Source organism: Acidovorax sp. PRC11 (assembly GCF_031844105.1).
Classification (GTDB): Bacteria; Pseudomonadota; Gammaproteobacteria; order Burkholderiales; family Burkholderiaceae_C; genus Paracidovorax.
The window spans coordinates 284,261-308,411 of record NZ_JAUZUQ010000001.1; the positions used below are offsets into that span (position 1 = coordinate 284,261).

At 65.4% G+C, this 24,151-nt stretch carries 29 protein-coding genes and 1 pseudogene; 13 read left to right on the forward strand and 17 right to left on the reverse strand.

What is annotated here, in order from left to right; genetic code table 11:
• Positions 1–83 precede the first annotated feature (83 nt).
• A complete protein-coding gene (locus tag Q9R47_RS01250) occupies positions 84–263 on the forward strand; it encodes a hypothetical protein (RefSeq protein WP_043371977.1) in 180 nt (59 codons plus the stop codon).
• A 125-nt stretch (positions 264–388) separates the two neighbouring features.
• Here Q9R47_RS01250 and Q9R47_RS01255 read toward each other — a convergent pair whose 3' ends face one another.
• The gene (locus tag Q9R47_RS01255) at positions 389–823 is read right to left on the reverse strand and encodes a nuclear transport factor 2 family protein (RefSeq protein WP_154163140.1); all 435 of its coding nucleotides are present in this window, start codon (positions 821–823) and stop codon (positions 389–391) included.
• 335 nt (positions 824–1,158) lie between these two features.
• On the opposite strand from Q9R47_RS01255, the gene Q9R47_RS01260 reads away from it, so the two are divergent.
• A complete protein-coding gene (locus tag Q9R47_RS01260) occupies positions 1,159–2,115 on the forward strand; it encodes a transposase (RefSeq protein WP_311231423.1) in 957 nt (318 codons plus the stop codon).
• Positions 2,116–2,156: 41 nt separating this feature from the next.
• Here Q9R47_RS01260 and arsC read toward each other — a convergent pair.
• From arsC to Q9R47_RS01290, 6 genes and pseudogenes are all read right to left on the reverse strand, one after another.
• Positions 2,157–2,580, reverse strand: a pseudogene (arsC, locus tag Q9R47_RS01265) (arsenate reductase (glutaredoxin)).
• A gap of 14 nt (positions 2,581–2,594) precedes the next feature.
• Positions 2,595–3,680, reverse strand: coding sequence for an ACR3 family arsenite efflux transporter (gene arsB, locus Q9R47_RS01270; protein WP_154163142.1), 1,086 nt, complete (start codon positions 3,678–3,680; stop codon positions 2,595–2,597).
• Positions 3,681–3,690: 10 nt separating this feature from the next.
• Positions 3,691–4,188 carry an arsenate reductase ArsC gene (locus Q9R47_RS01275; protein ID WP_013721777.1) on the reverse strand — a complete coding sequence of 166 codons (498 nt, stop codon included), beginning with the start codon at positions 4,186–4,188 and terminating at the stop codon, positions 3,691–3,693.
• Positions 4,189–4,200: 12 nt separating this feature from the next.
• Positions 4,201–4,671, reverse strand: a complete 471-nt coding sequence (locus Q9R47_RS01280; protein ID WP_154163143.1) for an ArsI/CadI family heavy metal resistance metalloenzyme — start codon at positions 4,669–4,671, stop codon at positions 4,201–4,203.
• Positions 4,672–4,684: 13 nt separating this feature from the next.
• Positions 4,685–5,014: a helix-turn-helix transcriptional regulator gene (locus Q9R47_RS01285; RefSeq protein ID WP_154163144.1), complete on the reverse strand. Its 330-nt coding sequence runs from the start codon at positions 5,012–5,014 to the stop codon at positions 4,685–4,687.
• Positions 5,015–5,245: 231 nt separating this feature from the next.
• Positions 5,246–5,536 carry a helix-turn-helix domain-containing protein gene (locus Q9R47_RS01290; protein ID WP_043376311.1) on the reverse strand — a complete coding sequence of 97 codons (291 nt, stop codon included), beginning with the start codon at positions 5,534–5,536 and terminating at the stop codon, positions 5,246–5,248.
• 263 nt (positions 5,537–5,799) lie between these two features.
• Here Q9R47_RS01290 and Q9R47_RS01295 point away from each other — a divergent pair, with 263 nt between their 5' ends.
• The 4 genes from Q9R47_RS01295 (at position 5,800) to Q9R47_RS01310 (ending at position 8,493) form a co-directional block, all read left to right on the forward strand.
• Positions 5,800–6,150, forward strand: coding sequence for a DUF2958 domain-containing protein (locus Q9R47_RS01295; RefSeq protein WP_043371981.1), 351 nt, complete (start codon positions 5,800–5,802; stop codon positions 6,148–6,150).
• 341 nt (positions 6,151–6,491) lie between these two features.
• Entirely contained in the window at positions 6,492–7,268 is a 777-nt protein-coding gene (locus Q9R47_RS01300; RefSeq protein WP_043371984.1) for a DUF2285 domain-containing protein, read from the forward strand.
• Between the two features lie 83 nt (positions 7,269–7,351).
• Entirely contained in the window at positions 7,352–7,633 is a 282-nt protein-coding gene (locus tag Q9R47_RS01305) for an AlpA family transcriptional regulator (protein ID WP_043376313.1), read from the forward strand.
• Between the two features lie 26 nt (positions 7,634–7,659).
• Positions 7,660–8,493, forward strand: coding sequence for a replication initiator protein A (locus tag Q9R47_RS01310; protein WP_154163145.1), 834 nt, complete (start codon positions 7,660–7,662; stop codon positions 8,491–8,493).
• Between the two features lie 162 nt (positions 8,494–8,655).
• Here Q9R47_RS01310 and Q9R47_RS01315 read toward each other — a convergent pair whose 3' ends face one another.
• The gene (locus Q9R47_RS01315) at positions 8,656–8,784 is read right to left on the reverse strand and encodes a hypothetical protein (RefSeq protein WP_255446750.1); all 129 of its coding nucleotides are present in this window, start codon (positions 8,782–8,784) and stop codon (positions 8,656–8,658) included.
• Here Q9R47_RS01315 and parA point away from each other — a divergent pair.
• The 5 genes from parA (at position 8,783) to Q9R47_RS01340 (ending at position 13,268) form a co-directional block, all read left to right on the forward strand.
• Complete coding sequence (parA, locus tag Q9R47_RS01320) at positions 8,783–9,421, forward strand: ParA family partition ATPase (RefSeq protein ID WP_043376318.1); 639 nt, start codon at positions 8,783–8,785, stop codon at positions 9,419–9,421. The two genes, Q9R47_RS01315 and parA, sit on opposite strands and share 2 nt — an antisense overlap.
• On the forward strand, positions 9,418–9,702 hold the full coding sequence (locus Q9R47_RS01325) for a chromosome partitioning protein ParB (RefSeq protein ID WP_154163198.1): 285 nt from the start codon (positions 9,418–9,420) through the stop codon (positions 9,700–9,702). The genes parA and Q9R47_RS01325 overlap by 4 nt, the downstream gene beginning before the upstream one ends.
• Positions 9,699–10,232, forward strand: coding sequence for a DUF2840 domain-containing protein (locus Q9R47_RS01330; protein ID WP_043371986.1), 534 nt, complete (start codon positions 9,699–9,701; stop codon positions 10,230–10,232). The genes Q9R47_RS01325 and Q9R47_RS01330 overlap by 4 nt, the downstream gene beginning before the upstream one ends.
• Positions 10,229–10,828: a S26 family signal peptidase gene (locus Q9R47_RS01335; RefSeq protein ID WP_154163146.1), complete on the forward strand. Its 600-nt coding sequence runs from the start codon at positions 10,229–10,231 to the stop codon at positions 10,826–10,828. Before Q9R47_RS01330 ends, Q9R47_RS01335 begins: the two co-directional genes overlap by 4 nt.
• Positions 10,829–11,276: 448 nt before the next feature.
• Complete coding sequence (locus Q9R47_RS01340) at positions 11,277–13,268, forward strand: relaxase/mobilization nuclease and DUF3363 domain-containing protein (RefSeq protein ID WP_154163147.1); 1,992 nt, start codon at positions 11,277–11,279, stop codon at positions 13,266–13,268.
• A gap of 47 nt (positions 13,269–13,315) precedes the next feature.
• Here Q9R47_RS01340 and Q9R47_RS01345 read toward each other — a convergent pair whose 3' ends face one another.
• The 8 genes from Q9R47_RS01345 to Q9R47_RS01380 all read right to left on the reverse strand — a co-directional run bounded on the left by Q9R47_RS01345 (position 13,316) and on the right by Q9R47_RS01380 (position 20,864).
• A complete protein-coding gene (locus Q9R47_RS01345) occupies positions 13,316–13,708 on the reverse strand; it encodes an enoyl-CoA hydratase/isomerase family protein (RefSeq protein WP_253279287.1) in 393 nt (130 codons plus the stop codon).
• A gap of 31 nt (positions 13,709–13,739) precedes the next feature.
• Positions 13,740–14,033: an enoyl-CoA hydratase/isomerase family protein gene (locus Q9R47_RS01350; protein WP_255446752.1), complete on the reverse strand. Its 294-nt coding sequence runs from the start codon at positions 14,031–14,033 to the stop codon at positions 13,740–13,742.
• A gap of 116 nt (positions 14,034–14,149) precedes the next feature.
• Positions 14,150–14,932 carry an SDR family NAD(P)-dependent oxidoreductase gene (locus Q9R47_RS01355; protein ID WP_015014604.1) on the reverse strand — a complete coding sequence of 261 codons (783 nt, stop codon included), beginning with the start codon at positions 14,930–14,932 and terminating at the stop codon, positions 14,150–14,152.
• Between the two features lie 30 nt (positions 14,933–14,962).
• A complete protein-coding gene (locus tag Q9R47_RS01360) occupies positions 14,963–15,763 on the reverse strand; it encodes an enoyl-CoA hydratase/isomerase family protein (RefSeq protein WP_034386985.1) in 801 nt (266 codons plus the stop codon).
• Positions 15,760–16,941: a thiolase family protein gene (locus Q9R47_RS01365; RefSeq protein ID WP_154163148.1), complete on the reverse strand. Its 1,182-nt coding sequence runs from the start codon at positions 16,939–16,941 to the stop codon at positions 15,760–15,762. Before Q9R47_RS01365 ends, Q9R47_RS01360 begins: the two co-directional genes overlap by 4 nt.
• 28 nt (positions 16,942–16,969) lie before the next feature.
• Positions 16,970–18,646 carry a long-chain-fatty-acid--CoA ligase gene (locus tag Q9R47_RS01370; RefSeq protein ID WP_311231424.1) on the reverse strand — a complete coding sequence of 559 codons (1,677 nt, stop codon included), beginning with the start codon at positions 18,644–18,646 and terminating at the stop codon, positions 16,970–16,972.
• Between the two features lie 11 nt (positions 18,647–18,657).
• Entirely contained in the window at positions 18,658–19,716 is a 1,059-nt protein-coding gene (locus Q9R47_RS01375; RefSeq protein ID WP_154163150.1) for a CaiB/BaiF CoA-transferase family protein, read from the reverse strand.
• 2 nt (positions 19,717–19,718) lie between these two features.
• On the reverse strand, positions 19,719–20,864 hold the full coding sequence (locus tag Q9R47_RS01380) for an acyl-CoA dehydrogenase family protein (protein WP_154163151.1): 1,146 nt from the start codon (positions 20,862–20,864) through the stop codon (positions 19,719–19,721).
• A gap of 194 nt (positions 20,865–21,058) precedes the next feature.
• Between Q9R47_RS01380 and Q9R47_RS01385 the strand changes: the two genes are divergently transcribed.
• Positions 21,059–22,087, forward strand: coding sequence for an AraC family transcriptional regulator (locus Q9R47_RS01385; RefSeq protein ID WP_154163152.1), 1,029 nt, complete (start codon positions 21,059–21,061; stop codon positions 22,085–22,087).
• A 338-nt stretch (positions 22,088–22,425) separates the two neighbouring features.
• Complete coding sequence (locus Q9R47_RS01390; protein WP_179954930.1) at positions 22,426–23,475, forward strand: MBL fold metallo-hydrolase; 1,050 nt, start codon at positions 22,426–22,428, stop codon at positions 23,473–23,475.
• A 169-nt stretch (positions 23,476–23,644) separates the two neighbouring features.
• Here Q9R47_RS01390 and Q9R47_RS01395 read toward each other — a convergent pair whose 3' ends face one another.
• Positions 23,645–24,049: a transposase gene (locus Q9R47_RS01395; protein WP_154163153.1), complete on the reverse strand. Its 405-nt coding sequence runs from the start codon at positions 24,047–24,049 to the stop codon at positions 23,645–23,647.
• Between the last annotated feature and the right edge of the window lie 102 nt (positions 24,050–24,151).

Consider the following 24,151-nt stretch of genomic DNA (forward strand, 5'->3'; position numbering starts at 1 on the left):
CCGAAGGCAAGCGCCCCGGCTTCAACCGGGGCGCTTCGCAGGAAGGAGAAGCTCCATGAACCATACCACGCCCCCCCCCGCGCATGGTGGCGATCTATGGCCCCGGCACGGTGCGCGCCCGCCGCTGGCACGGCGCAGGCGACGTGCGCGGCTACCATCCGCCTTCGGGCTGGACGGCCCGCGCTGACCTCACCGACATTCATCCCATCACGGGCCGCACCTTGCCGCGTGCCGTGTGGTGGCTCATCGAGACGAAGGAATGACGCCGGCACTGGCCCCAGCGTTTCGCGCTGGGGCCGGTGGATTCAAAAATCCGGGCGCGGCAGTGGCCGCGCCCGGTGTTGAAGGCCAACAACCGGTTCAGAGCGCCGCCGCCTTCGCGGCGGCGTCAGACGATGCCGTGCTGCCTCAACAGCGCCTGTTCATCGCCTGATACCCAGCCGAATATCTTGGGTTCGCCGTCAAGCTGCTGCACGAGGTAGTGAACGTCGAAGTCGATGGACACGTCCGGGGTTGCGCCCCGGTCATAGGTCGCCGTCCAGGCGACGTGTGCAAGGCAATGGTGTTCGTCGATGGGGTCGATGCGAACACCGCGCAGAACCATATCCTTTGTGCCGAGCTGGCGGTAACGCTCGAATCCTTGGCTCATGACCTGTTTCAGTTGCTTGTCGTTCTGGCCGGCCATGACACCGGCCGGCGAGGCAGCGATGAAAGCTGTGGCATAGGACGAGGCGACTTGCTCCATGTCCGCTTCGTTTTTCAAGCCTTGGCGGAAGAAGTCCTGGTATCGCTTGAAGAACTCATGGATGAACTTTTCTTCCATCGGTGCTCCCTGGTTTTGGGCCATCGCTGTTCATGCCCATCATGGTAGAGCGTGTCGGCGCAATGCGCCGCCGGGCTTTCGGGCTGCGCCCCGTGCCGTCTTTGCCGTCACGGCCATTCGGCTTCAATCCCTTGTATCTTTGAAATGCGTGTTCGGCAGTGCCGTCACGCCCGGACCTGTCAGGGTTCGGGGTTGGCCGCAGCATGTAGCCCGTCATCCCTCGGTGCCCATGGAGCCCGTGCGTGAGTCTTGGGCGCATGCTCGCGCCCGATCTCTGAGAGCCCGAACAGTTGCATGAACGCCGTTCGCATTTGCAAGGAAGGGACGCGGAGATCATGGCCAATCAAATTGCAGTCGGTATCGACATCTCCAAGAAAGCCATGGATGTAGCCATCGGGCACGAGCAGCCCACGGCCATATTCAGCAACGATGGTGCCGGGCACCAAGCGTTGATCGAAGAGCTGAAAAACCATCAGGTCTCGCTGATCGTGATGGAGGCGACCGGGCAGTACCAACTGGCCTGTGCCTGCGCGCTCCAGGCTGCGGGATTCGCGGTCGTCGTGATCAACCCTCGGCAGGCGCGGGACTTCGCCAAGGCCATGGGGCGCCTGGTCAAGACCGACAGCGTGGATGCCCGCATGCTGGCTGAGCTGGCCCAGGTGCTGAATCTGCGGCCGGATCGAGACCGCTTCATCAAGCCGATGCCAGACCAGGCTCAGCAGTATCTGCATGCGCTGGTGCTTCGACGCCGGCAACTGGTGCGCCTGTTGGTCAGTGAACGCCAGCGCAAGCACATGGCGCACGCGGAGGTGGCGCAGGACATTGCGCAACTGATGGATGTGCTGTCGAAACAGCTTGAAGCGCTGGATCGGAGGATTGCGGAACACCTGGCGCAGCACCAACCCAATCTGGCCGCCTTGCTCAAGAGCGTCAAAGGGGTTGGCCCGGCAACGGCTGCGACGCTGATGTCCGAGCTGCCAGAGCTTGGTCAGCTCAAGGCCAGGCAGATCTGTGCGCTGGTGGGCGTTGCTCCGATGAACCGGGACTCGGGCCAGGCCCGCGGCAAACGCTTCATCTGCGGCGGACGTGCCACGGTCAGGAGTGCCTTGTACATGGCCGCTATCGTCGCCATGCGTCACAACGCCGTGATACGGCACTGCTATGAGCGTCTTCTAGCGGCGGGCAAGCCGAAGAAGGTTGCCATCGTGGCCTGCATGCGCAAGCTGCTGATCATCATGAATGCCATGGTCAAAAGCGGGCGGCCATGGAGTGATCAACTGGCACAAGCATGAAATGGTGATTCAGAATGCCCAATCGCCTGCGCGGGAGGAGTTCAGACCCTGCGGCCCTCTGCGTCCACGATCGCCTCGCCATCCTCTTTGTTGAACGCGCCGCGCTGCGGCTGCGGCAGGATGTCCAGCACGGCCTCTGAGGGCCGGCACAGGCGCGTGCCCAGCGGGGTCACCACGATGGGCCGGTTGATGAGGATGGGGTGCTGGAGCATGAAGCCAATCAACTGCTCGTCACTCCACTTCGGGTCATCGAGGCCCAATTCCGCATAGGGCGTGCCCTTCTCACGCAGCACGGCGCGCATTGGCACGCCCATGTCCTGTGATCAGGCGTTGCAGCGTTTCGCGGTCAGGCGGTGTCTTCAGGTATTCGATAACGTTCGGCTCTTCGCCGCTGTTGTGGATCAGAGCCAGCACGTTGCGCGACGTGCCGCAGGCGGGGTTGTGGTAAATGGTGATGTTGCTCATGAGTCGTGTCTTGGTTATCCGCGGGCAGGGTTCGGGCCGCACTCATACCAGCCCTTGCTTTGGTTGACGATCCGAACGACCAGCAGCATGACTGGCACCTCGATCAGCACGCCGACCACGGTGGCCAGCGCGGCGCCGGACTGGAAGCCGAACAGGCTGATGGCGGCGGCTACGGCCAGCTCGAAGAAGTTGCTGGCGCCGATCAGCGCCGAAGGACAAGCGATGCTGTGCTGCTCGCCCGCCTTGCGGTTGAGCCAATAGGCCAGGCCGGAGTTGAAGAACACCTGGATCAAGATCGGCACGGCCAGCATGGCGATCACCAGCGGCTGGCGGATGATGGCCTCGCCTTGGAAGGCGAACAGCAGCACCAGCGTGAGCAGCAGCGCCGCGATCGACAGCGGGCCGATGCGCTCCAGCGCCCGGTCGAAGGCGGCTTGGCCCTTGCTCAGCAGCGCGCGGCGCCAGAGCTGGGCCAGGATGACTGGAATCACGATGTACAGGCCGACCGATACCAGCAGCGTGGCCCACGGCACCGTGATGGACGACAGGCCCAGCAGCAGGCCGACGATGGGCGCGAAGGCGAACACCATGATGGTGTCGTTCAGCGCGACCTGCGACAGCGTGAACACCGGATCGCCCCCGGTCAGCCGACTCCAGACGAACACCATGGCTGTGCAAGGTGCGGCGGCCAGCAGGATCAGGCCCGCGACATAGCTGTCGAGCTGGTCGGCGGGCAGCCACTGCGCGAAGACCTGGCGGATAAAGATCCAGGCCAGCAGCGCCATCGAGAAGGGCTTGACGGCCCAGTTGATGAACAGCGTCACGCCGATGCCGCGCCAGTGCTGCTTGACTTGGCCGAGAGCGCCGAAGTCCACCTTGAGCAGCATGGGAATGATCATCACCCAGATCAGCAGGCCCACGGGCAGGTTGACCTGAGCCACTTCCATGCGGCCGATGGCCTGGAACACGCCCGGCGCGAACTGGCCGAGCGCGATACCGGCGACGATGCACAGAAGCACCCACACGCTCAGGTAGCGCTCGAAGACGCTCATGGTGGAGGTGGCCGGCGCACGGCCGGCCGTTTGGGTTCCAACACTCATCGCGCCAACCTCACTTCGTACCGATGCTGCGCAGCTCGTGCTGCAACGACATGGCATCCAAGCGCTGCATCGGCAGCGACAGGAATAGCTCGATGCGCCGGCGCAAGGTCAGCGCCGCATCCGTGAACGCCTTGCGCTTCTGTTCGTCGGTGCCCTCGACGGCTGCGGGATCGGGCACACCCCAATGCGCCGACATCGGGCGTCCCGGCCACACGGGGCAGACCTCGCCGGCGGCGTTGTCGCAGACCGTGAAGATGAAATCCAGCTCCGGCGCACCGGGCGCCGCGAACTCGTCCCAGTTCTTGCTGCGGTAGCCGGCGGTCGGCATGTGCAGCCGCTCCAGCGTGGCGAGCGCCAGTGGGTGGACTTCGCCCTTGGGGTGGCTGCCCGCCGAGTAGGCGCGAAAGCGCCCCTGGCCCAATTCATTGAGGATGCCTTCGGCCAGGATGGAGCGGGCCGAGTTACCCGTGCAGATGAACAGGGCGTTGTAGGTCTTGTCGGTGGTCATGGGTATCTCGTATCAGCAGCAGGAGGAAGCCGGCTTCACCGCAACGCCTACCGGCTTGCCGCGCGCCGGGGCGCAGCACGCTGCAGCGGCACCCGCTGCAGGCGCCGCTTCGTTGAAGACGGGGATGTTGCCCAGCGTGTGGAAGTGTTCCCAGGCCACGCCCTGCGGGTCGGTGATCCAGTGCTTCTCGCTGCGCGCGTAGCAGCAGGTGGTGGTGCCTTCGTCCAGCAGCGCCATGTCGGCCGCTTCGGCGCGGGCCTTCAGCACGGCCAATTCCTCGGCGTCATCGGTCTGGATGCCCAGGTGGTCGATGCCCGGCTTGTTGCCGCGCGTGGAGATGGCGAAGTTGACCGGCGGGTCTTCGAGCATCCACTTCGCATAGTCGCCTTCGACGCGCGCGGGCTGCGCGGCGAACAACTGGGAATAGAAGCCGATGCTGCGGTTCAGGTCATCGACGTGCAGGTGGACGTGAAAGCGCTTCATGGGGGTGATCCTTTCAGCAGGAAATACAGGCAGAGGAGGATTCGGTGACCTCGCACGCGCCGCCCTGGCAGCAGTGCTCGGTCAGATAGCCGAGCAGCCCATTCATTTGGGTGAAGTCGGCGCGGTAGATCAGGTTGCGGCCCTGCTGCTCGATGGTGACCAGGCCGGCATGGGCCAGTTCCTTCAGGTGGAAGGACAGGGAGTTGCGGGCCACGTCGAGCTGGTCGGCGAGGACGCTGGGTGTCAGCCCTTCGGGGCCGGCGACCACCAGGGCGCGGAACACGCGCAGCCGCTGGGTATGGGCCAGGGCGCCGAGGGCGGAAACGGCTTGGGTCTCGTTCATTGTTCGATAATACAACATTTATTGAATCATCGGCAAAACGCCTTCAATTGAATGGAGCCTGCGCGCTTGCGAGGCTTGACTTTCAAGACAGTTGCTCACGCCTTCGCGCCTGCGGCGCTGCGCGCTCCGCTTGCCTCCGGGGGAAAGCCCTGCGGGCTATCCCCGCCGCGCAGGGCTTGGCGCCCCTCGATGCCGCCGAACCGGCGTGCGCCGGATCGGCCCGGCCAGCGCCTACGGCTGGGCCGCTGTGAGCTGGCCTTCCGTCGCGGTCATCAGCACCGCCGTGCTGCATTCAAGCGCGCTGGCGATCTTGAAGATGATGGCCAGCGTGGGCATGTGCTCGCCGCGCTCGACCTTGCCCATGTGGGAACGCTCGACGCCAGCCAGGTGCGCCAGTGATTCCTGCGCGATGCCGCGCTCCATCCGCAGCGCACGCACCGCCGCGCCGAAGGCGTGAGCCAACTCGGCGTCATGGGTGGTGGAGCCGGCCGGTCGGCCGCGCTGAACGGATCGCTTCTGCATGGACAGAAGCGTCAAGTCGCAGCACAATTAAAACCACGTTATCTTTAACTCTTTCATGCCATTGGCCGTATTCGTGCTTTTACGGAAATCCGCTTTTGCGGATTCCGCCAAAACCGGAGAACCGCCATCGTGTCTTTCCAGATTTCTACAATTCCGCTTTTGCGCTTCCGTACTTCCACGGCTTGGGTGGAATACGCCTCCGCGCTTCGACGTGGAAACGCAAAACCGGCTGGGCACTCCCATGTTGAAGCAGGAATACCGTGATGAACGCTCCCCTTGTCACCGATGAACAGCGCGCCGCGCTGCTGGTGAACGGGTGGCTTGCTGCCACTGGCGAACCGAACGACCCGTTGCCGGTCGTGCGGCTGTTCACGCCCGACGCGCACGCCACCTGGCTGCTCACCGCGCTCGATCCCACTGACGGCGATACGGCCTACGGCCTGATCGACCTGGGAATCAGCATGCCCGAGCTGGGCCGCGTGAAGCTGTCCGACCTCGCGTCCATCGTCGGGCCGAACAAGTTGCCCGTGATGCGGGATCGGTATTTCCAGGCGGTGCGCCCGCTGTCGGAATATCTGCGGCTGGCGCAAGAGAACGGTTCCATTGTCGATTGAACCGCCCACGCACCGGCGAAACCGGGCGTATTGAGACTATTTCAGTTTTATTCCAGACTCGCCAAGTCTCAATTGGCACTCATGCATCCAAGCCCTGCGCTTCTGCTTGAAAAAGTCACGATCTTTCACGCGGCTTGCGGCATGGTGTTTTGTGCCGCCGTGACATTTTTTGGCTCATGCGGCCGTCGCATTCGGACGGATTTCGCAATGCACCGGAGCCCATCGGTCTTGACTACCAATGGTTACAGCCTGCCCCGATTCTGATGATGTTTTGACCTTGATGCGATAGCTCCGCGTTTCTCGCCGTGGCGGCGTTCCTGAATTCGACAGGAGCTTTCGTCATGGTCGATCCTCACCATCTTGCGCACTGGTATCCCACCGCCGCCTACCTCTACGTCTTGTGGCTGGATGCGCTCGCGCTGGCCTGGGAGTACCTGCGCCGTCATCCCGATTACCGGCTCGACTGGCTGCGCCAGCATCGCCGGCCACAAGCCGCACAGCAGGCGGCGCATCGCTGGGGCTTGCGCCTGTTGGAAGACCCGGCCTTGGATGCGCGCGACGCGCATCCGGCTTGGCTGCCCGGCCATGCCGGCGTGGTGCAGCTCTATCCCGATGCCGATCCGCCGTCCGACGCTGTGACCTTCGCGTTCTGGCGTATCCCCGGCCACAAGCAGCTGCTGCATGACGGCAAAGGGCTGGCGCTGATCGCGCTCCGCCCCGGCCAGTGCCTGCGCTTCGTGCTGGCGCATGGCCTGGAAGACGGCATGGCCGTGGCCTATGCCCATCGCGGCGGCGCTACCGCACCTGCGCGCGGTCATGTGCCTGGCGCAGCCCTGGCCGATACCAAGCCCAGGCCAACGCCTGCCGCGCTGCTGGAGTTGCACACCCTGCAGGCGCTTGACGCGACCCTGGCGGGCGCGTCCTTGCGCGAGGTGGCCGAAGGACTGTTCGGTGCAGATACCGTGGCCGCTGACTGGCACGCCGATGGCGACCTGCGCGCCCGCGTGCGGCGTCTGGCACGGCGCGGCGATGCGTTGATGCGCGGCGGCTACCGCCGACTAGCACAGCTTCCGCCGTTTGAGAAGGGACGTTTTGAAGGGGACGCAAAACGTCCCTGAGCAGGAGAGCTTCGTTTTCTGAGACTGCCTCCATCCGGTTGCGCTGTGTGGCCGGAGCTTCAAAACCGATGGAGGTTCACACCATGCGTCCCGCTCCCTTGCGGCCTGCCGCCACTGTCTCGACCGCTGCCGCGCAGCCGCAGCGTTATCTCACCAACGACGAAGCCGCCGAGTACCTGCGGCTGTCGCCGCGCACGCTGGAGAAGCAGCGCGTGATCGGCGGCGGCCCGCGCTTTCGCAAGTTCGGCCGGCGCGTCATGTACGCCGTGGCCGACCTCGATGCCTGGGCGGCCGACCGCAGCTTCGAGACCACTTCCGATCCCGAGTACGCCGAGCACCATGCGGCGGACAGCCGTGCGCGCTGATCGGCGGTGCGCGGGTGGGCTTCGCCATGTCCAAACCCTCGCAGGAACGCGAACAGCTCGATCTGTTCCGCGCCCTGCCGGGCGACATGGCGCCGCGCGACAGCCAGGATTTGATGGCCTTTCCGTTCTTCTCGCTGGCGAAGTCGCGGCGCACGGCGCCGATCGACTTCCGCGCCAGCGGCATCACGATCCGCGTGGAGGGCACGCAGGAACACGGCATCGCCACGATCTGGGACGCGGACGTGCTGATCTGGGCGGCCTCGCAGATCGTGGAAGCCCGCGACGCGGGGCTGCGCGCGTCACGACTCATGCAGGCAACGCCCTACGAGATCCTGCGCTTCATCGGGCGCGGTACGTCGCTGCGCGACTACCAGCGCCTCAAAGCGGCCTTGGACCGCCTGCAATCGACCACGGTGGCCACGTCCATTCGCGAGACGACCGGGCGGCGCCTGCACCGCTTCTCGTGGATCAACGAGTGGAAGGAGCTGGCCGATGCCAGCGGTACGCCGCTGGGCATCGAACTGATCCTGCCGGACTGGTTCTATGGGGGCGTGCTGGATGCGGCACTGGTGCTGACCATCGACCCGGCGTACTTCCGGCTGACGGGTGGCATCGAGCGATGGCTGTACCGCCTGGTGCGCAAGCATGGTGGACGGCAGCCGGGCGGCTGGCAGTTCGATTTCCAGCACCTGTATCGCAAATCGGGCAGCGTGGCGCGGTACTACGACTTCGCCGCCGACCTGCGGGCGCTGGTGGCGCGGCAAACCTTGCCCGGCTACCAGTTGGGAATCGAGTACGTATCCGGGATTTCCTCGCCGCTGCTGACTTTCCGGCCCGTGCCGCAAACGGCACGGGGATAACTACGGCAAAGCCTGTGGATGGGCTCGTGCTATCAGGCAACAAAGGTATCGTGCTATCAGGCAACGAATCCTCGTGCTATCAGGCAACAAAATCGGCCGCAAACCCGCGCCAGCATTGGGATTGCGCGTCCGCTAACTTCCCTAACTTAATTTCTCTAACTTTTAGTAGGGAAACGCCGCTGCGGTGGACAACCACCACGCGGCCACAAACGGCAGGCAAAACCAGCCACCAGCCGACAGGTTTTGCAGGCCGATCAATGCAAGGCTTTCCAGCATGGAGGGCCGCGCCATGATCGTCGCTCTGCTCAACCAGAAAGGCGGCGTGGGCAAGACCACGCTCGCCACACACATCGCCGGCGAGCTGGCGATGCGCGGCCAGCACGTCGTCCTGCTGGACGCCGACCCGCAGGGTTCATCGCTGGACTGGACACAGCGCAGAAGCCAGCAGGGTTTGCCAAGGTTGTTCAGCGCCGTGGGCCTGGCACGCGAAACGCTGCATCAGGAAGCACCAGAACTCGCCAGGCGGGCCGATCACGTCGTCATCGACGGCCCGCCACGCATCGCGGCACTGGCGCGCTCCGCGCTGCTGGCGGCCGAGCGCGTGCTGATCCCCGTGCAACCCAGCCCCTACGACCTGTGGGCCAGCGCCGAGATGGTGGCGCTGATCCGCGAGGCCCAGGTGTTCCGGCCTGCGCTGCGCGCGGCCTTCGTCATCAACCGGCGCGTCAGCACCACGATCATCGGGCGCGAGGCGCGGCAGTCGCTGGCCGACCAACCGCTGCCGGCGCTGCGCGCCGAGGTTCGCCAGCGCATCGTCTTCGCCGACAGCGTGGCCGCCGGTCGGCTCGCACGCGAGACGGCGCCGGACAGCGCCGCCGCGCGTGAAATCACCGCGCTGGTGGACGAACTGCTGCGGTGGCCGACATGACCGAGAAGCCGCCACCGAACAGCAGACGCACGGCAAAGCGCGTCGGCATCGGCGCGCGTCCGCCCGCGAATCCGCACGCCGAGGCGTGGATTCGCCAAGGCGACGCCGATGCGCTCAACAAGGGCGACCTCTACACCGCCCGCCTGACCCTCGACATCACGCCCGCGCTGCGCGCGCGCATCAAGGTGTCGGCCTTCACGCAAGGCGTGACCGTGGCCGATCTGCTGCGCGGCCTGCTGGAGCGGGAGTTTCCCGGGCATCGCAGGGAAAACACCCCATGACCGCATCCGCTTCGCCTGCCGCTGGCGCGGCTACGGCTGCGCTCGCAGCTCCTTCCGGCCATCCTGCCAGGGCGCCGCTGACGCGCGTGGCACTGGCCTACATCGAACCGCGCTTCAAGCTCTACCTGCGCTTCGGCGAACCTGCGCGCACGCACCAGCTCGACCGCTGGCGGCGCTGCGCCGTGTTCCTGCCGGGCGCGATGTTGTGCCGCATCCGCTGGCAGGCCAACGACTACGGCACGATCCGCTGGCAGCTCATGGTGATGCAGGCTTGCACGCCGCTCGATGCGGCGCAGCGCATTCCCGGCGTGCAGCCGGGCGCACGCCTGCTGCTGCACGCCGAGGGCGAGAATCAGGTGCGCGCCGTGCTGGAGCGCATCGACGCCATCGAGGCGCTGGGCATCGCACCTGTCGGTGCCTCGCCCGCGTACTGGCGCACGCTCGCCAACCGGCTCGCTGCGCGCCTGCCGCTGCCCGAATACACCGCCGAGCGGCACGCCGCCTGGCTGACCGGGAGGGCCCTGCCATGACGCTTCCATCCGCCGTTGCCGGTGCAGCGGGCATTCCGCCGCGTCCTCACTCGCGCCTGCGCGCTCGCATCGTGCTGGCGGGCCTGTCCGCCTGCGGCCTCGCTGCGCTGGCCTGGGCGTCCTTCGTGCATCCGCTGCCGCGCCTGATCTACAACCCGTCCGACAGCGTGGCGGTCGGCTGGTATCGCGTCGATCCGCAGGGCCACGGCACCGACTCGCTGCCACGTCCTTTGTCCGTGGGCAGCATCGTCCTGACCACGCTGCCGCCAGATGCCGCCGCGCTGGCCGCGCAGCGCGGCTACCTGCCGGCGCGCGTGCCGCTGCTCAAGCGCGTGGGCGCCGTCGCGCCGCAGGAAGTGTGCATCGCTGGCGACATTGTCCGCATCGACGGCGTGCCTTCGGCCGCCGTGCTGCCTGCCGACCGCTGGGGCCGGCCTCTGCCATCCTGGCAGCAATGCCGCCGCCTTGAACCCGGCGAACTGTTCTTGCTCAGTGTGACCAACCCTGCATCGTTCGACAGCCGGTATTTCGGGCCGGTCAGCGCATCCGCCGTGATCGGCGTCGCGCATCCGGTCTGGCTGGAGTCCCGCCCATGATGGCCGCCGACTCGCTGCACGTCGCCGTGCATCTCATCGTGCCATCGGGCGTGTCGTTCTGCCGTTCGTCGCCGTGTCGTCGCGCGTGCAGTGCGAGCGCATTCGCGCCGCACTTCGCGTTGCCTTCGGCGCAGCCATCCAACGTGCAGGCGTCTTGCCTCGAACGCGCCCGGCCTGCGGCCGTGTCCGCGTTCGCCGGCGCGCTGGCTGCTCACGCAGCAGCGCCGCCGGGCCGCCGCTGCCCGGAGCGCCAGCGAGGGGCAAAGGCGGAAGGCAAGACAAAAGGGTGCGGCACCTGCCTGCCCGCAAAGCCAGTCTGCACGTGGGGGTGGCGCGGCACGCAACGGCTTCGCCGCCGTGCCGCTGGGGGTGCGTGGCCCGCGCCAATGCGGGCTTGTCCGCGTGCTTCGCACGACGGACTACGCCCCAGCTTTCAGGGAGAGAAGTCATGACCAACCGCCGCGACGACGATTTCCGCATCCGCCCGAACCCTCCAAAGACTCCGAAAAACCGGGGCCAGAGCTTCATCGCCAAGGTGCTCCAACAGACCGGCAAGGCCAGCAGCGGCAAGTCCTCGGTGCGCCGCCCGGCATCGGCTGGCGGCGGCAAGACCACCGGCCCGCGGCCTGGCTCGCGCCTGGGTCGGGGCCACACAGCGGCCCGCTTCGCCGGGGCCAAGCTGACGCCCATGTCGCGGCGCGTGACCATCAAGACACTGCTGGTCAACCAGCAGCGGGCCAGTCCGCAGTCGCTCGCCAAGCACCTGCGCTACATCGAGCGCGACGGCGTGGGCCGCGACGGCGAACCGGGTCGGGCCTATGGGCCGCAGACCGACAAAGCTGATCTGGACGCTTTCAAGGAGCGCTGCGCCGATGATCGGCACCACTTTCGCTTCATCGTCTCGCCCGAGGAAGGGGGCGAGCTGGAAGACCTGCGCACCTACACGCGGCACCTGATGGGCCGCATGGAGGCCGACCTGGGCACGCGGCTGGAGTGGGTGGCCGTCGATCACTGGAACACCGACAACCCGCATACCCACCTGATCGTGCGCGGGCGCGATGACACCGGCAAAGACCTCATCATCGCGGGCGATTACATCGCCGATGGCTTTCGGCATCGCGCCGCCGAGCTGGCGACCGAATGGCTGGGGCCGCGCACCGAACAGGAGATCCGGCGCACCCTGGCCCGCGAAGTGGAGCAGGAACGGTGGACGAGCCTGGATCGTATGCTGGAGCGCGAGCTGGGTGACGACGGCCGGGTGCAGATCGAACGCTTCAACGAACCGCGGCTGCAACGCCAGCGCCTGCTGCTGATCGGCCGGCTGCAACGCTTGCAGCGCCTGGGCCTGGCCGACGAGATGCGGCCCGGCACCTGGGCCGTCCATGCCGACGCGGAAAAAACGCTGCGCGCCCTGGGCGAGCGCGGCGACATCATCCGCACCATGCAGCGGGCCATGCGCGGCGAGCCGCGCGAGCTGGCGGTATTCGAGCCGGGCGACGACGGCCGAACCATCCTCGGCCGCGTCGCCGCAAAGGGGCTGGCCGACGAACTGCGCGACCGGGGCTATCTGGTCATCGACGGGGTGGACGGCAAGGCCCACTACGTCGCGCTCAACGCCCGCGACGAGCTGGCGAACTATCCCGCCGGCGCCGTGGTGGAGGTGAAGGGATCGGCCGCCGTGCGCGCGGCCGACAAGAACATCGCCGCGCTGGCGAGCGATGGCCTGTACCGGACCGACCACCACCTTGCCATCGCGCAGGGTCAGGCCGTGCCCGGCCGCGATCCGCAGGAAGTGGTCGCGTCCCACGTCCGCCGGCTGGAAGCCTTGCGCCGTGCCGGTATCGTGGAACGGGTGGCCGAGGGGCTATGGAAGGTGCCGGACGACCTGCCCGAGCAGGGCCGTCGCTACGATGCGCAGCGCCTGGGCGGCGTGGCGGTGGAGCTGAAATCGCACCTGCCCATCGAGCGGCAGGCCCGCGTGATCGGAGCCACCTGGCTCGACCAGCAGTTGATCGGCGGCGGCTCGGGCCTGGGCAACCTGGGCTTTGGCAGCGAGGTCAACCAGGCGATGCAGCAGCGCGCCGAATTCCTGGCCGAACAGGGGCTGGCAGAGCGGCGCGGGCAGCGCGTAATCCTCGCGCGCAATCTATTGGCGACACTACGCGATCGGGATGTGATTCGGGCTGCCAAGGATATTGCCACCGAAACCGGGCTGGAACACCGTCTGGCGGCCGATGGCCAGCGCGTGACCGGCATCTACCGGCGCAGCCTCATGCTCGCCAGTGGCCGCTTTGCCATGCTCGATGATGGTATGGGGTTCAGCTTGGTGCCATGGACGCCGGTCATCGAACAACGACTCGGCATGCTGATTTCTGGGCAGGTACATGGTGGCACCCTATCCTGGCAAATCCGACGGCAGCAGGGTTTATCCGTTACCTGACGCCAGCAGCGATTGAGCACCTACCGACCGGATGCGTCTACAGCCGTTCAGCGTCCGGCAAACTGCGGGACTCGCTTTGCGACGAACGCGTGAACCGCTTCCAGCGAATCTGTGGTTTTCGAGGCTCGATTCATTTCGGCCGCCTCCAGCCTCAATGAGGTCGCCAGATCACTCTCGAAGGCAGCGAGTTGCAGGCGCTTGGCGCCCGCATAACCTTGCGTTGGTCCGACCGAAAATTGCACCGCCATACGCCGCGCTTCGCCCAGCAGGCTCTCGCCAGGAACCACTTTCTCGACCAATCCCCAGGCCAAGGCCTCGTCCGAACTGACTACGCGATTGGTCAAGATCATGTCTCGTGCGCGTCGTCCACCCACTGCGCGTGGAAGTAGCCAGCTGATGCCGAAATCCCCCGCGTATCCGAGGCCGGTATGGGCCGCCACAAACTTCGTCCCACTTGCGGCAATCAGGTAGTCAGAAGGCCAAGGCAAGCCCGAGACCGCCTCCGGCTACCGCGCCTTGTACGGCGCAGACTACCGGGAACGGCAGGCTGGCGAATTGAGGAATCATGCTTTCGGCCACTCTCAGTTCGTCATCGACCAAGGTAGACAACGCATCGCCTGCGGCCACCATTTCTTCGATGTCGCCTCCGCAACTGAACATCCGGCCCTCGCCGCGCAGCAGCAAAGCTCGGATCGAGCCATCGCGTTCGACATCTGCAATGACACCAGCGAGCACGTTTACGACCGACGTGCTCAACGCATTCATTTTTTTGGCGAGTTGAGTGTTATGGTCGCGACGGCACCATTCTTTTCGAGAATTACCGGATTTCCAGGCATGCTGACGTTCCCTGATTGATCAAAATTTCAGCGTCAGCGTCAGCGTCAGCGCGGCGCCATGCGAATGGCACCATCCACACGAATGGACTCGGCATTCATGTAGCCGCAAGTAACGAGAAACTCGACGGCCTGCGCGAATTCATCGGGGTCGCCTAAACGCTTGGGGAAGGGCACGCTGGCCGCCAGCGCCTGTTTGACGTTGTCCGGCAGACCCAGCAGCAACGGTGTACCGAAGATCCCCGGCATGATGGTGTTGATCCGGATCCCTTCGTCCATCATGTCGCGCGCGATTGGCAGGGTCATGCCCACGATGGCTGCCTTGCTGGCCGCATAGCTGGCCTGGCCGACCTGGCCGTCCTGCGCGGCGGCCGAAGCAGTGTTGACGATGGCGCCGCGGTCGCCATCGGCCAGCGGCGCGAGCGTCAACATGCCCGCAGCTGACTTGGCGATGCAGCGGAAGGTGCCCACCAGGTTGATCTGAATGATGCGATTGAAACGATCTGCCGCGCATGGGCGGATTTCGCCGGTTTTCTTGTCGCGGCTGACAGTCTTGACGGCATCGGCAGTGCCGGCGCAGTTGACCAGAATGCGTTCCTGCCCAATGGCCGCGCGGGCCTTGGCGAAGGCGGCGTCCACCTGCTCCTCGGACATCACGTCCACATTGCAGTAAACGCCGCCGAGTTCGCTAGCCAACGCCTGGCCGACGGTTTCGTTCATGTCGAAGATGGCGACTTTGACGCCATGGCTGGCCAAACGCCGGGCCGTGGCGGCTCCCAGGCCGGAAGCGCCCCCGGTGATGACGGCAGAGATGTCGGAGTTCAGTTGCATGGTTTTTCCTCGATGGGTGAGAAACAGGCGTTATTGGCCGGTAAAGTTGGGTGTGCGCTTGCCTAGGAATGCCGCTTGCCCTTCCAGGTTGTCGGCCGAACGCAAAGCGACGAGGAAATTGCGCTTCTCATGCTCCAGGCCTTGCGCGAGCGGAGTCTCAAAGCTGGCCAGTGCCGCATCTTTCGCCAGCGCCACGGCCAGCGGCGAATTGGCTGCAATCCGGTTGGCCATCGCCAACGCCGTCGGCAGGGCCTGGCCATCAGCCGTCACTTCGGCGACCATGCCTGCATCGCAAGCCTTGCGGGCGTCGATGAAATCGCCGGTCAGCAACAGGGCCATGGCCTTGGACTTACCGATAGCGTGGATCAGGCGCTGCGTGCCCCCGGCACCCGGAATGGCGCCCAGCTTGACTTCCGGCACACCAAAATTGGCAGACTCGCCAGCGATCGCGATGTCGCAGGCCAGCGCTAATTCTGTGCCGCCGCCCAGCGCGAGCTTTTCCACCGCTGCGATGACGGGCTTGGGGAAGCGCTCCAGTTCCGACCAAAAGTGGCCGCCTGCTGCCGCACGATCGCCCAGCAGTGGCTCGGCGCGCAGCGCATCGAAGGCCGTGATGTCGGCCCCGGCGCAGAACACGCCCTCGGCGCCGGTGATGATGACCGCGCGCACGGTATCGTCGTCGCGCAGTTGCACAAGCTGCGCACGCAGGCCATCGAATACCGCGCGGTTCAAGCTGTTCTTCGCGCGCGGGCGGTTGATGGTCAAGGTGGCGATGGCGCCATCGCGGCTGACGAGCACTTCGCTGGCTTCGCTCATGGTGGCCCCGCTCATCCAAGCCGCTCGATGATGGTGGTGTTGGCCGTGCCCGAGGCCTCGCAAATCGTCTGCAGGCCATAGCGGCCGCCCCGGCGCTCCAGCTCGCACAGCAGGTCAGTGAGCATGCGCGCGCCGGTAGAGCCCAGCGGATGGCCGATGGCTATCGAGCCGCCGTTGACGTTGAGGCGGTCGTCCAGGATGCCGAACTCCTGCTGAAACATCAGCGGCACGCCGCCGAAGGCCTCGTTGACTTCGAACAGATCGATATCGTCGAGGGTCAGACCCGATTCCTTCAGTGCCTTGCGGGTGGCGTCGAGCACGGCGGTGAACTGGATCACCGGGTCGGCGGCTGCCACGGCGGTGCTGACGAAGCGCGCACGCGGCTTCAGGCCGTATTGCTTGGCGTAGGCACGGCTGGCGATCAGCAGCGCGGCGGCACCGTCGCTGATCTGCGATGAGTTGGCGGCCGTGGTGGCGCCGTCGGCGGCAAACACGGCTTTCAGCGTGGCCATCTTCTCGGGGTTGGGGTCCGCGCGCACGCCCTCGTCGGCGGCGACGATCGGGCTGTCCGGATCAGCCGGATCCTCGGTCAGCCGCACCAGTTGATCCCTGACGCGGCCAGCCTGCGAGGCCTCGGTGGCCCGCCGATGGCTACGCACGGCGAAGGCATCCAAGGCCTCGCGCGTGAGACCGAAGCGCTTGTTCATCAACTCCGAGGAAGCGCCCTGCGGTATCAGCGGGTTGTCCTGGTAGCGCGCCAGTTCGCTCGGGCTGTATTGCGAGCCCAGCGGCGCGCCGGGCTTGAACGACGGCGGCATGGGGGCCTGCGACATCGATTCCACCCCGGCGCCGATGACCAGTTGGTAAGCGCCCGCCTGGATGCCATGCACGGCAAAGCTCACCGCCTGCTGGCCGGAGCCGCATTGCCGGTCAACCGTCACCGCCGGGACGGATTCGGGCAGCCCCGCCGCCAATACGGCATGACGGCCCAGGTTGCCGTGCTGTTGGTCCCATTGCAGCACGCAGCCGACGATCACATCGTCCAGATCGGCGGGGTTGATGCCGGAGCGCTCGACCAGCTGGCGCAGCGTCTCGCCCAGCAGATCGACGGGGTGCCATTTCTGCAGGCGCCCGCCGCGCTTGCCCACGGGGGTGCGCAACGCACCGACGATGACGGGTTCATGGTCATTCATGTTCTTCTCCTGGTGCAAAAAGGTTGGCTCACTCGGCGTAGCGGCCCGCATGCTCGGCGCGGATGCGCTTCTTGTCGAGCTTGCCGACGCTGGTCTTGGGGATGGCTTCGACAAACAGAACTTGGTCTGGCAACTGCCACTTGGCGAAGGCGCTGGTCAGGTGTTCCTGCAATTGCTCCTGAGTCGCCTGCTGGCCGGGCCTCAGCACCACCAGGGCCAGCGGCCGTTCCTGCCACTTCGCATGGGGAATGCCGACCACCGCGGCGTCGCGCACGGCCGGGTGGCCCATGAGCAGGTTTTCCATGTCGATGGAAGAAATCCATTCACCACCGCTCTTGATCACGTCCTTGATGCGGTCGGTGACTTTGAGGTAGCCGTTCTCGTCCACCGTGCCGAAATCGCCCGAGCGCCACCATCCGCCCTCCAGGAAGCGGTCTCCGGAATCGGGCATGTCGTGGTAGCTGGCCGTTATCCAGGGGCCGCGCAGGCAGATCTCGCCTGCCGACTGTCCGTCGTGTGGCAAGTCCTTGTCGTTGGCATCGAGGATGCGGATGTCTACCCCGGTCAGAACCAGGCCCTGCTTGCGCTTGAGGTTCCACCGCTCGTCCTGGGTCAGGCGCTTCTTGAGCGTGGACTTGAGGCGGTTCATCGTCACCAACGTTGTGGCTTCGGTGGCGCCGTAGGCATGCACCACCTCGGCACCCGTGAGGTCGTAGAAACCGATCATCATCGACAGCGGCGGCTCGGTGGCGCCAGACAGCATGCGCATGCGGCTGAAGTCCGGCTTGACCGGCATCGTCTCGATGTACTGCAGCATGGGCTGGAAGATGGCCGGTGCGCCATTGGCGATGGTCACGCCCTCGGCGATCATGGCATCGACCAGCGGCTTGGTGTCTTCGGCAACGTAGCGGCCCGGCAGCACGATCTTGTCGGCGAGCAGCGTGGCGGCCTGCGGCAGGCCCCAGCATTGCCCGTGGAACATGGGCGTGATGAGCATGACGCAGTCGTCCAGCGTCATGCCCAGATTGGTGGCCATGGCCGTGGAGTGCAGGTAGATGCCGCGGTGCGAGTAGTACACGCCCTTGGGCTTGCCCGTGGTGCCGGTGGTGTAGCAGGCGCTGTAGGCCGAGGTTTCGTCGATCTCGGGCCAGTCGATCTTCGTGTCGGCGGCGGCCAGCAGGTCTTCGTAGTGCAGCAGCGGTTTCAGCGTGGTCTTGATCTGGTCCAGCGGCTTGTCGGTCATGACGATCCAGCCCTTGATCTGGGGCGAATTCGCCGCGATGGATTCGGCAATGGGCAGCAATGTTTCGTCCACGCAAACGTAGGACACCTCGCTGTGGCCAACCACGTAACCCAGATCCTCGGCGCCCAGGCGCAAGTTCATCTGCAGCATGACCGCGGCCAGGCCGGGAATGGACCAGTACAGCTCGAAGTGGCGTCGGCTGTTCCAGTCCAGGATGCCGACCCGGTCGCCCGGCTCGACGCCGAGAGCGCGCAGTGCATTGGCGCTGCGGCAGACGCGCGCGTAGCAATCGGCATAGGTGTAGCGATCCCAGCCGCCATCGGGTGTGCGGTAGACGATCTCCTGGTCCCCGTGGGTGCGCGCAGCGTGCCGGATCAGCGTTGTGGTGTTCAGTTGGCGCTCGTTGCCCGTGGTGGACGGGCAGCCGCGGACAGGCTTGGTGGGCTGGATGGTGTCGGTCATGTGCTTGTCTCCTAGGTAGTTGTGTCGAGTGCCTGGAACCGTGGGGCCGGGGCCGCTTCGATGGCGCCGGATGGGGTGATCTGGTAAATGCCCCGTGCTGCGTTATGCGGATGCCGCACCGCCTCGGCGAGGCTGAGCACGGGCGCAAAGCAGGCGTCGCTGCCTTCGAGCAGCGCGCACCAGTGCGCCCTGGGTTGGCTGCGGATAAAGGCTGCGATCCGCTCTTTCAGCGCTGGCCACGTCGCCGCGTCGTACTGCTCGGCGGGGTTCACGTCAGCAAGGCCCAGCTTCGACAGCAGAAGCGCGTGGAACGCTGGCTCCACTGCTGCGAGGCTGATGAAGCCGCCGTCAGCGCAAGCGTATACGTCATAGAACGGCGAATCGTGAAACGGGCTCGGCTGCGCGCCGTCAATTTGCCCATTGGCGCGAATCCAATGCACCAGCGTGCCCAGCATGGCCACGATGTCAATGATCGCGGCGTCCACGACCCGGCCGCGGCCGGTGGCGCGCGCATCGACCAGCGCGCAGGCGACGCCGAAGGCCATGCCCAGCGCCCCGGCCCCATCCCCGAGTACCGAGGGCGGCACGATGGGCGCCTGCCCCCTGTGCGCCGACAGCGACAGCAGGCCTGTCAGCGCGACGTAGTTCAGGTCGTGGCCTGCGGCCTGGGCGAGCGGGCCGTCCTGGCCCCAGCCCGTCATCCGGCCGTAAACCAGCCGTGGATTGCGCGCCGCGCATTCAGCGGGGCCGAAGCCCAGCCGTTCCATCACACCGGGGCGAAAGCCTTCGATCAGGGCGTCGGCCTGGGCAATCAGCTCCAGTGCGCGCGCTTTGCCACCGGGCGACTTCAGGTCGATGACCTCGACCGTCTTGCCGCGATGCAGCGGGTTCTCTACCGCTCCACCCAGACGCTGCGCCCCAGCAGCCTGCTCGGCCCGTGTCAGCGCGATTACCTCGGCGCCCATGTCGGCCAGCATCCTGGCGGCCAGAGGGCCTGGACCGATGCCCTCGAACTCCACCACGCGGACGCCGTGCAGCGGCATCTGCAGCGTGTGCAACGTGTGCGGCATGTTCACAGCTTCCTCGAAACCAGATCTTTCAGGACCTCGTTGGCGCCGCCATAGATCTTCTGCACTCGCGAAGCGGCATACATCCGCGCGATCGGGTACTCGGCCATGTAGCCGTAGCCGCCGAACAATTGGAGGCACTCGTCCACCACTCGGCACTGCTGCTCGGTGCACCACCACTTGGCCATGTAGGCGGCCTCGTTATCCAGCGTGCCGTCCAGCAGGCGCTGGGTGCAGTCGTTGACGAAGCTGCGAACCACATGCGCGGTAGTGGCCACCTCGGCCAGTTTCTGGCGCGTGAGCTGCATGTCGAAGAGGGGCGCGCCGAAGGCCTTGCGCTGCTTCGTGTACTCCACCGTGACGGCCAGCGCCTGCTCGATAGTGGCGGCCGCCGGCACGGCAATGAGCATGCGCTCGTAGGGCAACGCGCCCATCAACTGCCCGAAGCCCTGGCCTTCGACCTCGCCCAGCAGTTGGTCGGCCGGCACGCACACGCCGTCGAAGAACAACTCCGCCGTGTCCGAGGCCTGCATGCCGATCTTCTCCAGTAGTCGGCCAACGCGAAAGCCGGGCAGATTCTCGGTTTCCAGCACGAACAGCGACACCCCCTTGCTGCCCGCACCGCTGGTGCGCGCCGCGACGATCAACAGGTTGCCGGTGAAGCCGTTGGTGATGAAGGTCTTGGCGCCGTCGATCACGTAGTGGTCGCCGTCGCGCCGGGCACGGGTGGAGATGGCCTTCAGATCCGAGCCGCATCCCGGCTCGGTCATCGCGATGGCGGCCAGCATCTCGCCGTTCGTCACCTTGGGCAGCCAGCGCTGCTTTTGCGCTTCCGTGCCGAAGTCCAGGATGTAATGCGAAGCGATGGTGTGCACCGCGATATTGACCGGCATCTCGGCCTTGGCCAGTTCGTCCTGCACCACCAGCTGGTAGGCGAGGCTGGCGCCGGCACCACCATAGGTCTCGGGCATCTCGGGCAGCAGAAAGCTCATCTCGCCGAACGGACGCCAGACCTCGCGCGGGATGTAGCCCTGGCGGCGCCATTCGTCGAGCCGGGGCGTGAATTCGGCGGCAACGTAGCGGCGGACCTGCTCGCGAAAGGCGTCGATCTCGCCGTCCATCCAGGCGTGGCGATACAGCTGTGGCAGCATGAGCGTGTCTCCTTGTATGCTGGTTTCTGAACCCGCACCGGGCGTTCCGCACAGCGTCACTGCCGAAGTGTTTTAGGGGATGCGACAATCGTAGTAATTGGCCCCTGCGAGGGCTATAACGGATTGCCTCAATCAACTGACAAATAACTTCTTTCGGCCCATGCGACCGGCATTGGCCTCTTCGATCACACGCCATGCTGCAACCCGTCTTCACCGTTCCCATCTTTGCCGTGCATGGCCTGCTGGACGGTGCGCGCGGCAAGGGGCTGGCCACGCCAGAATGGCTGGAGGGCGTGCTGGGGCGCGCGGGCGTTAGCGAATCGCTGCTGGAGTTGGAGGAGTCGCGCGTGACCGTGGAGCAGTTCAACGCGCTGTTCATCGCCGTCAAGGACAGTCTGAACGACGAGTGCCTGGGCTACCTGCATGGGCGGCCGATGCGCCCGGGCAGCGTTGCACTGATGGTGCGCAGCGCGTTCAGCGCACATTCATTGTCGTTCGCCCTGCGGCGCCTGGGTGAATCCTTTGCCCTGCTGCAGGACGACGTGGGGCTGGTGCCGGTGACCGAGGGTACGCTGGGGGGCATCGCGCTGGAGATGCGCGGTGGCCCGGGCGCGCATGCCGACTTCCTGCACGCACATCTGCTGCGCGTGTTCTGGCGCCTGCTGGTGTGGCTGCACGGCGGCCGGCTGGTGCCGCAGCGATTCGACTTCAATTTTGCGCCGCCGCTCCATGCGATGAGCTACGGGCGCATCTTTTCCGGCACGCTGTGCTTCGGGCAGCCGCGCACGGCCGCCTGGTTCGACGCCGATGCCTTTAAACAGCCGGTGCGGCGCGATCGGGACGCGCTGCAGTCCTTCCTGCGCGCCACGCCGGGCAACGTGGTGGGGCCTTACCTGAACGAGCGCAGCGCCAGCGCGCGGGTCCGCATGGTGCTGCAGCGGGCCAGCCCGGAATGGCCCGACCTGGTCGTCACCGCGCAGCGCCTGCACTTGTCGGTGAGCACGTTGCAACGGCACCTGGCCTCCGAGGGCACTTCCTTCCAGGCGCTAAAGGACCAGTTGCGGCGCGACATGGCGATCGTGCGCCTGACCAGCAGCGAAGCCTCGCTCGTCGCCATCGCCGCCGACCTGGGCTTCACCGACAGCACCGCCTTCCAGCGCGCCTTCAAGGTCTGGACCGGCAGCGCGCCGGGAGCCTACCGTGCCCGCTCGCGCAGCAGGTAGAACCCTACATAGAGGCATTCGACGGATTCCGGCTCGGCCACGAGGCTGTAGCCGGCCACCGAGAAGATCGGTGCCTTCATAGCTGCCGGGGCCCTGGCCTACCTCGAGCGAGGCTCTCGTGCGCTCAAGAGACTGTTTGCCGCCGTTGGGGCAGTTGCACCGACGGCAGCGCAGCGACAGGCTGTGCCAGGAAGCAGACGTTTTCCATCAGCCTATCGAGGTCATTCGTCATTGCCACCTGTCGGGGCTGACCCTAAGCTAAAAATGATCTCGCACAGCATAAGAGTGATGGCCGTGCGCCATTTGAAGCGGCATTGCCAGAATGTAAACCAAGCATCATGACCGACGCAGCCCCGGCACTCTCGTATCCGTTCTCGGATCTCCCGCTCCCTGGCCAGGCCACGGAAATCAAGCCAGGTGTGCTGTGGCTGCGCATGCCGCTGCCGTTTTCCCTGGATCACATCAACCTCTGGGCATTGAGCGACGGTCCTGGTTGGGCGGTCGTGGACACGGGAATTCGTAGCGTGGACGTAATGAACGCGTGGCTCGCCTTGCTCGCTCCGCGGGGGCCGTTAGCCGGCCGTCCCGTCTCCCGTGTGATGGTGACGCACATGCACCCGGATCATGTGGGCATGGCGGGATGGTTGACACGTCGCTTTGAATGCGCGCTGTGGATGACACGAGACGAGTATTTGAGCTGCCGGGTGATGCTTGCCGATACGGGGAGGGAAGCGCCAGTCGATGGCGTTCACTTCTATCGGAGGGCCGGATGGAGCGACACTGAGGTGGATGAGTACCGCACCCGGTTCGGTGACTTCGGCAATATGATCCATCCTTTGCCTGACAGCTTTGTGCGGCTCACGGATGGTCAGTTGTTGCGGATCGGGGATCAGGAATGGGAGGTCATCGTCGGCACAGGACATTCCCCCGAGCACGCGTGCTTCTACTCCCGCGAACTGGATTTGCTGATATCGGGGGATCAGGTTCTTCCCAGGATCAGTTCCAATACCTCCGTGTACGCCACCGAGCCGCATGCTAATCCTCTGCAGGGCTGGTTCGATTCCATCGACCGGTTGCTGCAACGCGTACCTGGGAGCGCCCTGGTTCTGCCTGCCCACAACGAACCTTTCCATGGCCTGCACCTACGGTTGGAGCAACTACGTGCGAGCGCCATGAGAGGCACAGACCGCGTCAGGCAACAACTTGCGCAGCCTTTGAGGGTCATCGACCTAGTTCGCGCCCTGTACCGTTCGTCCATTGTTGCGGAGCAAATGCACCTCAACCTCGCGACCGGAGAGACGCTCGCCCACCTGAACTATCTCGACCAGCGTGGGGAAATCGTGTCTGCAAAGGACGAAGACGGTGCAATGCGCTATCGGCTCGCCTGATGCACTAATTTGCCCTCAAGGATATAGAAGCAACCCAATCAAGCCCTGTCATTGACTGGGTTCTTTACTGGTGTGTTTCGAGAGCAATGGGTTCTTGCACCAGCGCGTCGTGTACGGCCTCCAGATCTTTGAACACCGTGTTGGCGAACGAGTCCTGGCGCGGCACCTTTCACAGATGCTCGACCGGATTCAGCTCAAGGCTGTAGGGTGGCAGAAACTCTTGGCTCATATTCTGTGGCACATCCAAGTGACCCGCGATGTGCCAACCCGCTTGATCCATGACCATGATGATGAACTCGACGACATGGCGTCGCGCCATCTCTGCCAGGAACACCGGCATTGTCTCAGCGTTAGCCCAGGGCGGCTCCAGAGAGTCCATCACGCCATCGTGCGTGCTAACGGCAGCGAAGGCGTACAGGTACTGGCGTTGCAGGCGTGCGCCGACGATGGGGCGTGAGCCCCTGGGCACCCAACCCTGCCGGGGTGTTCCCAGCAGGTCGAAGTGCCCTTCGTGCTGGAACACCAGCCGCACGCGGCGAGCATATTCAGCTTGACGCTTGACCTCTTGGTGCACTTGAACAGACTCTCAGAAAGGGGCCGTTTGTCATTCGATCGGGGCGCTTCGTCATCGCGGCTCGCAGCACCGGCACCTAGGATTCCTTGTGTGCGCTGGACG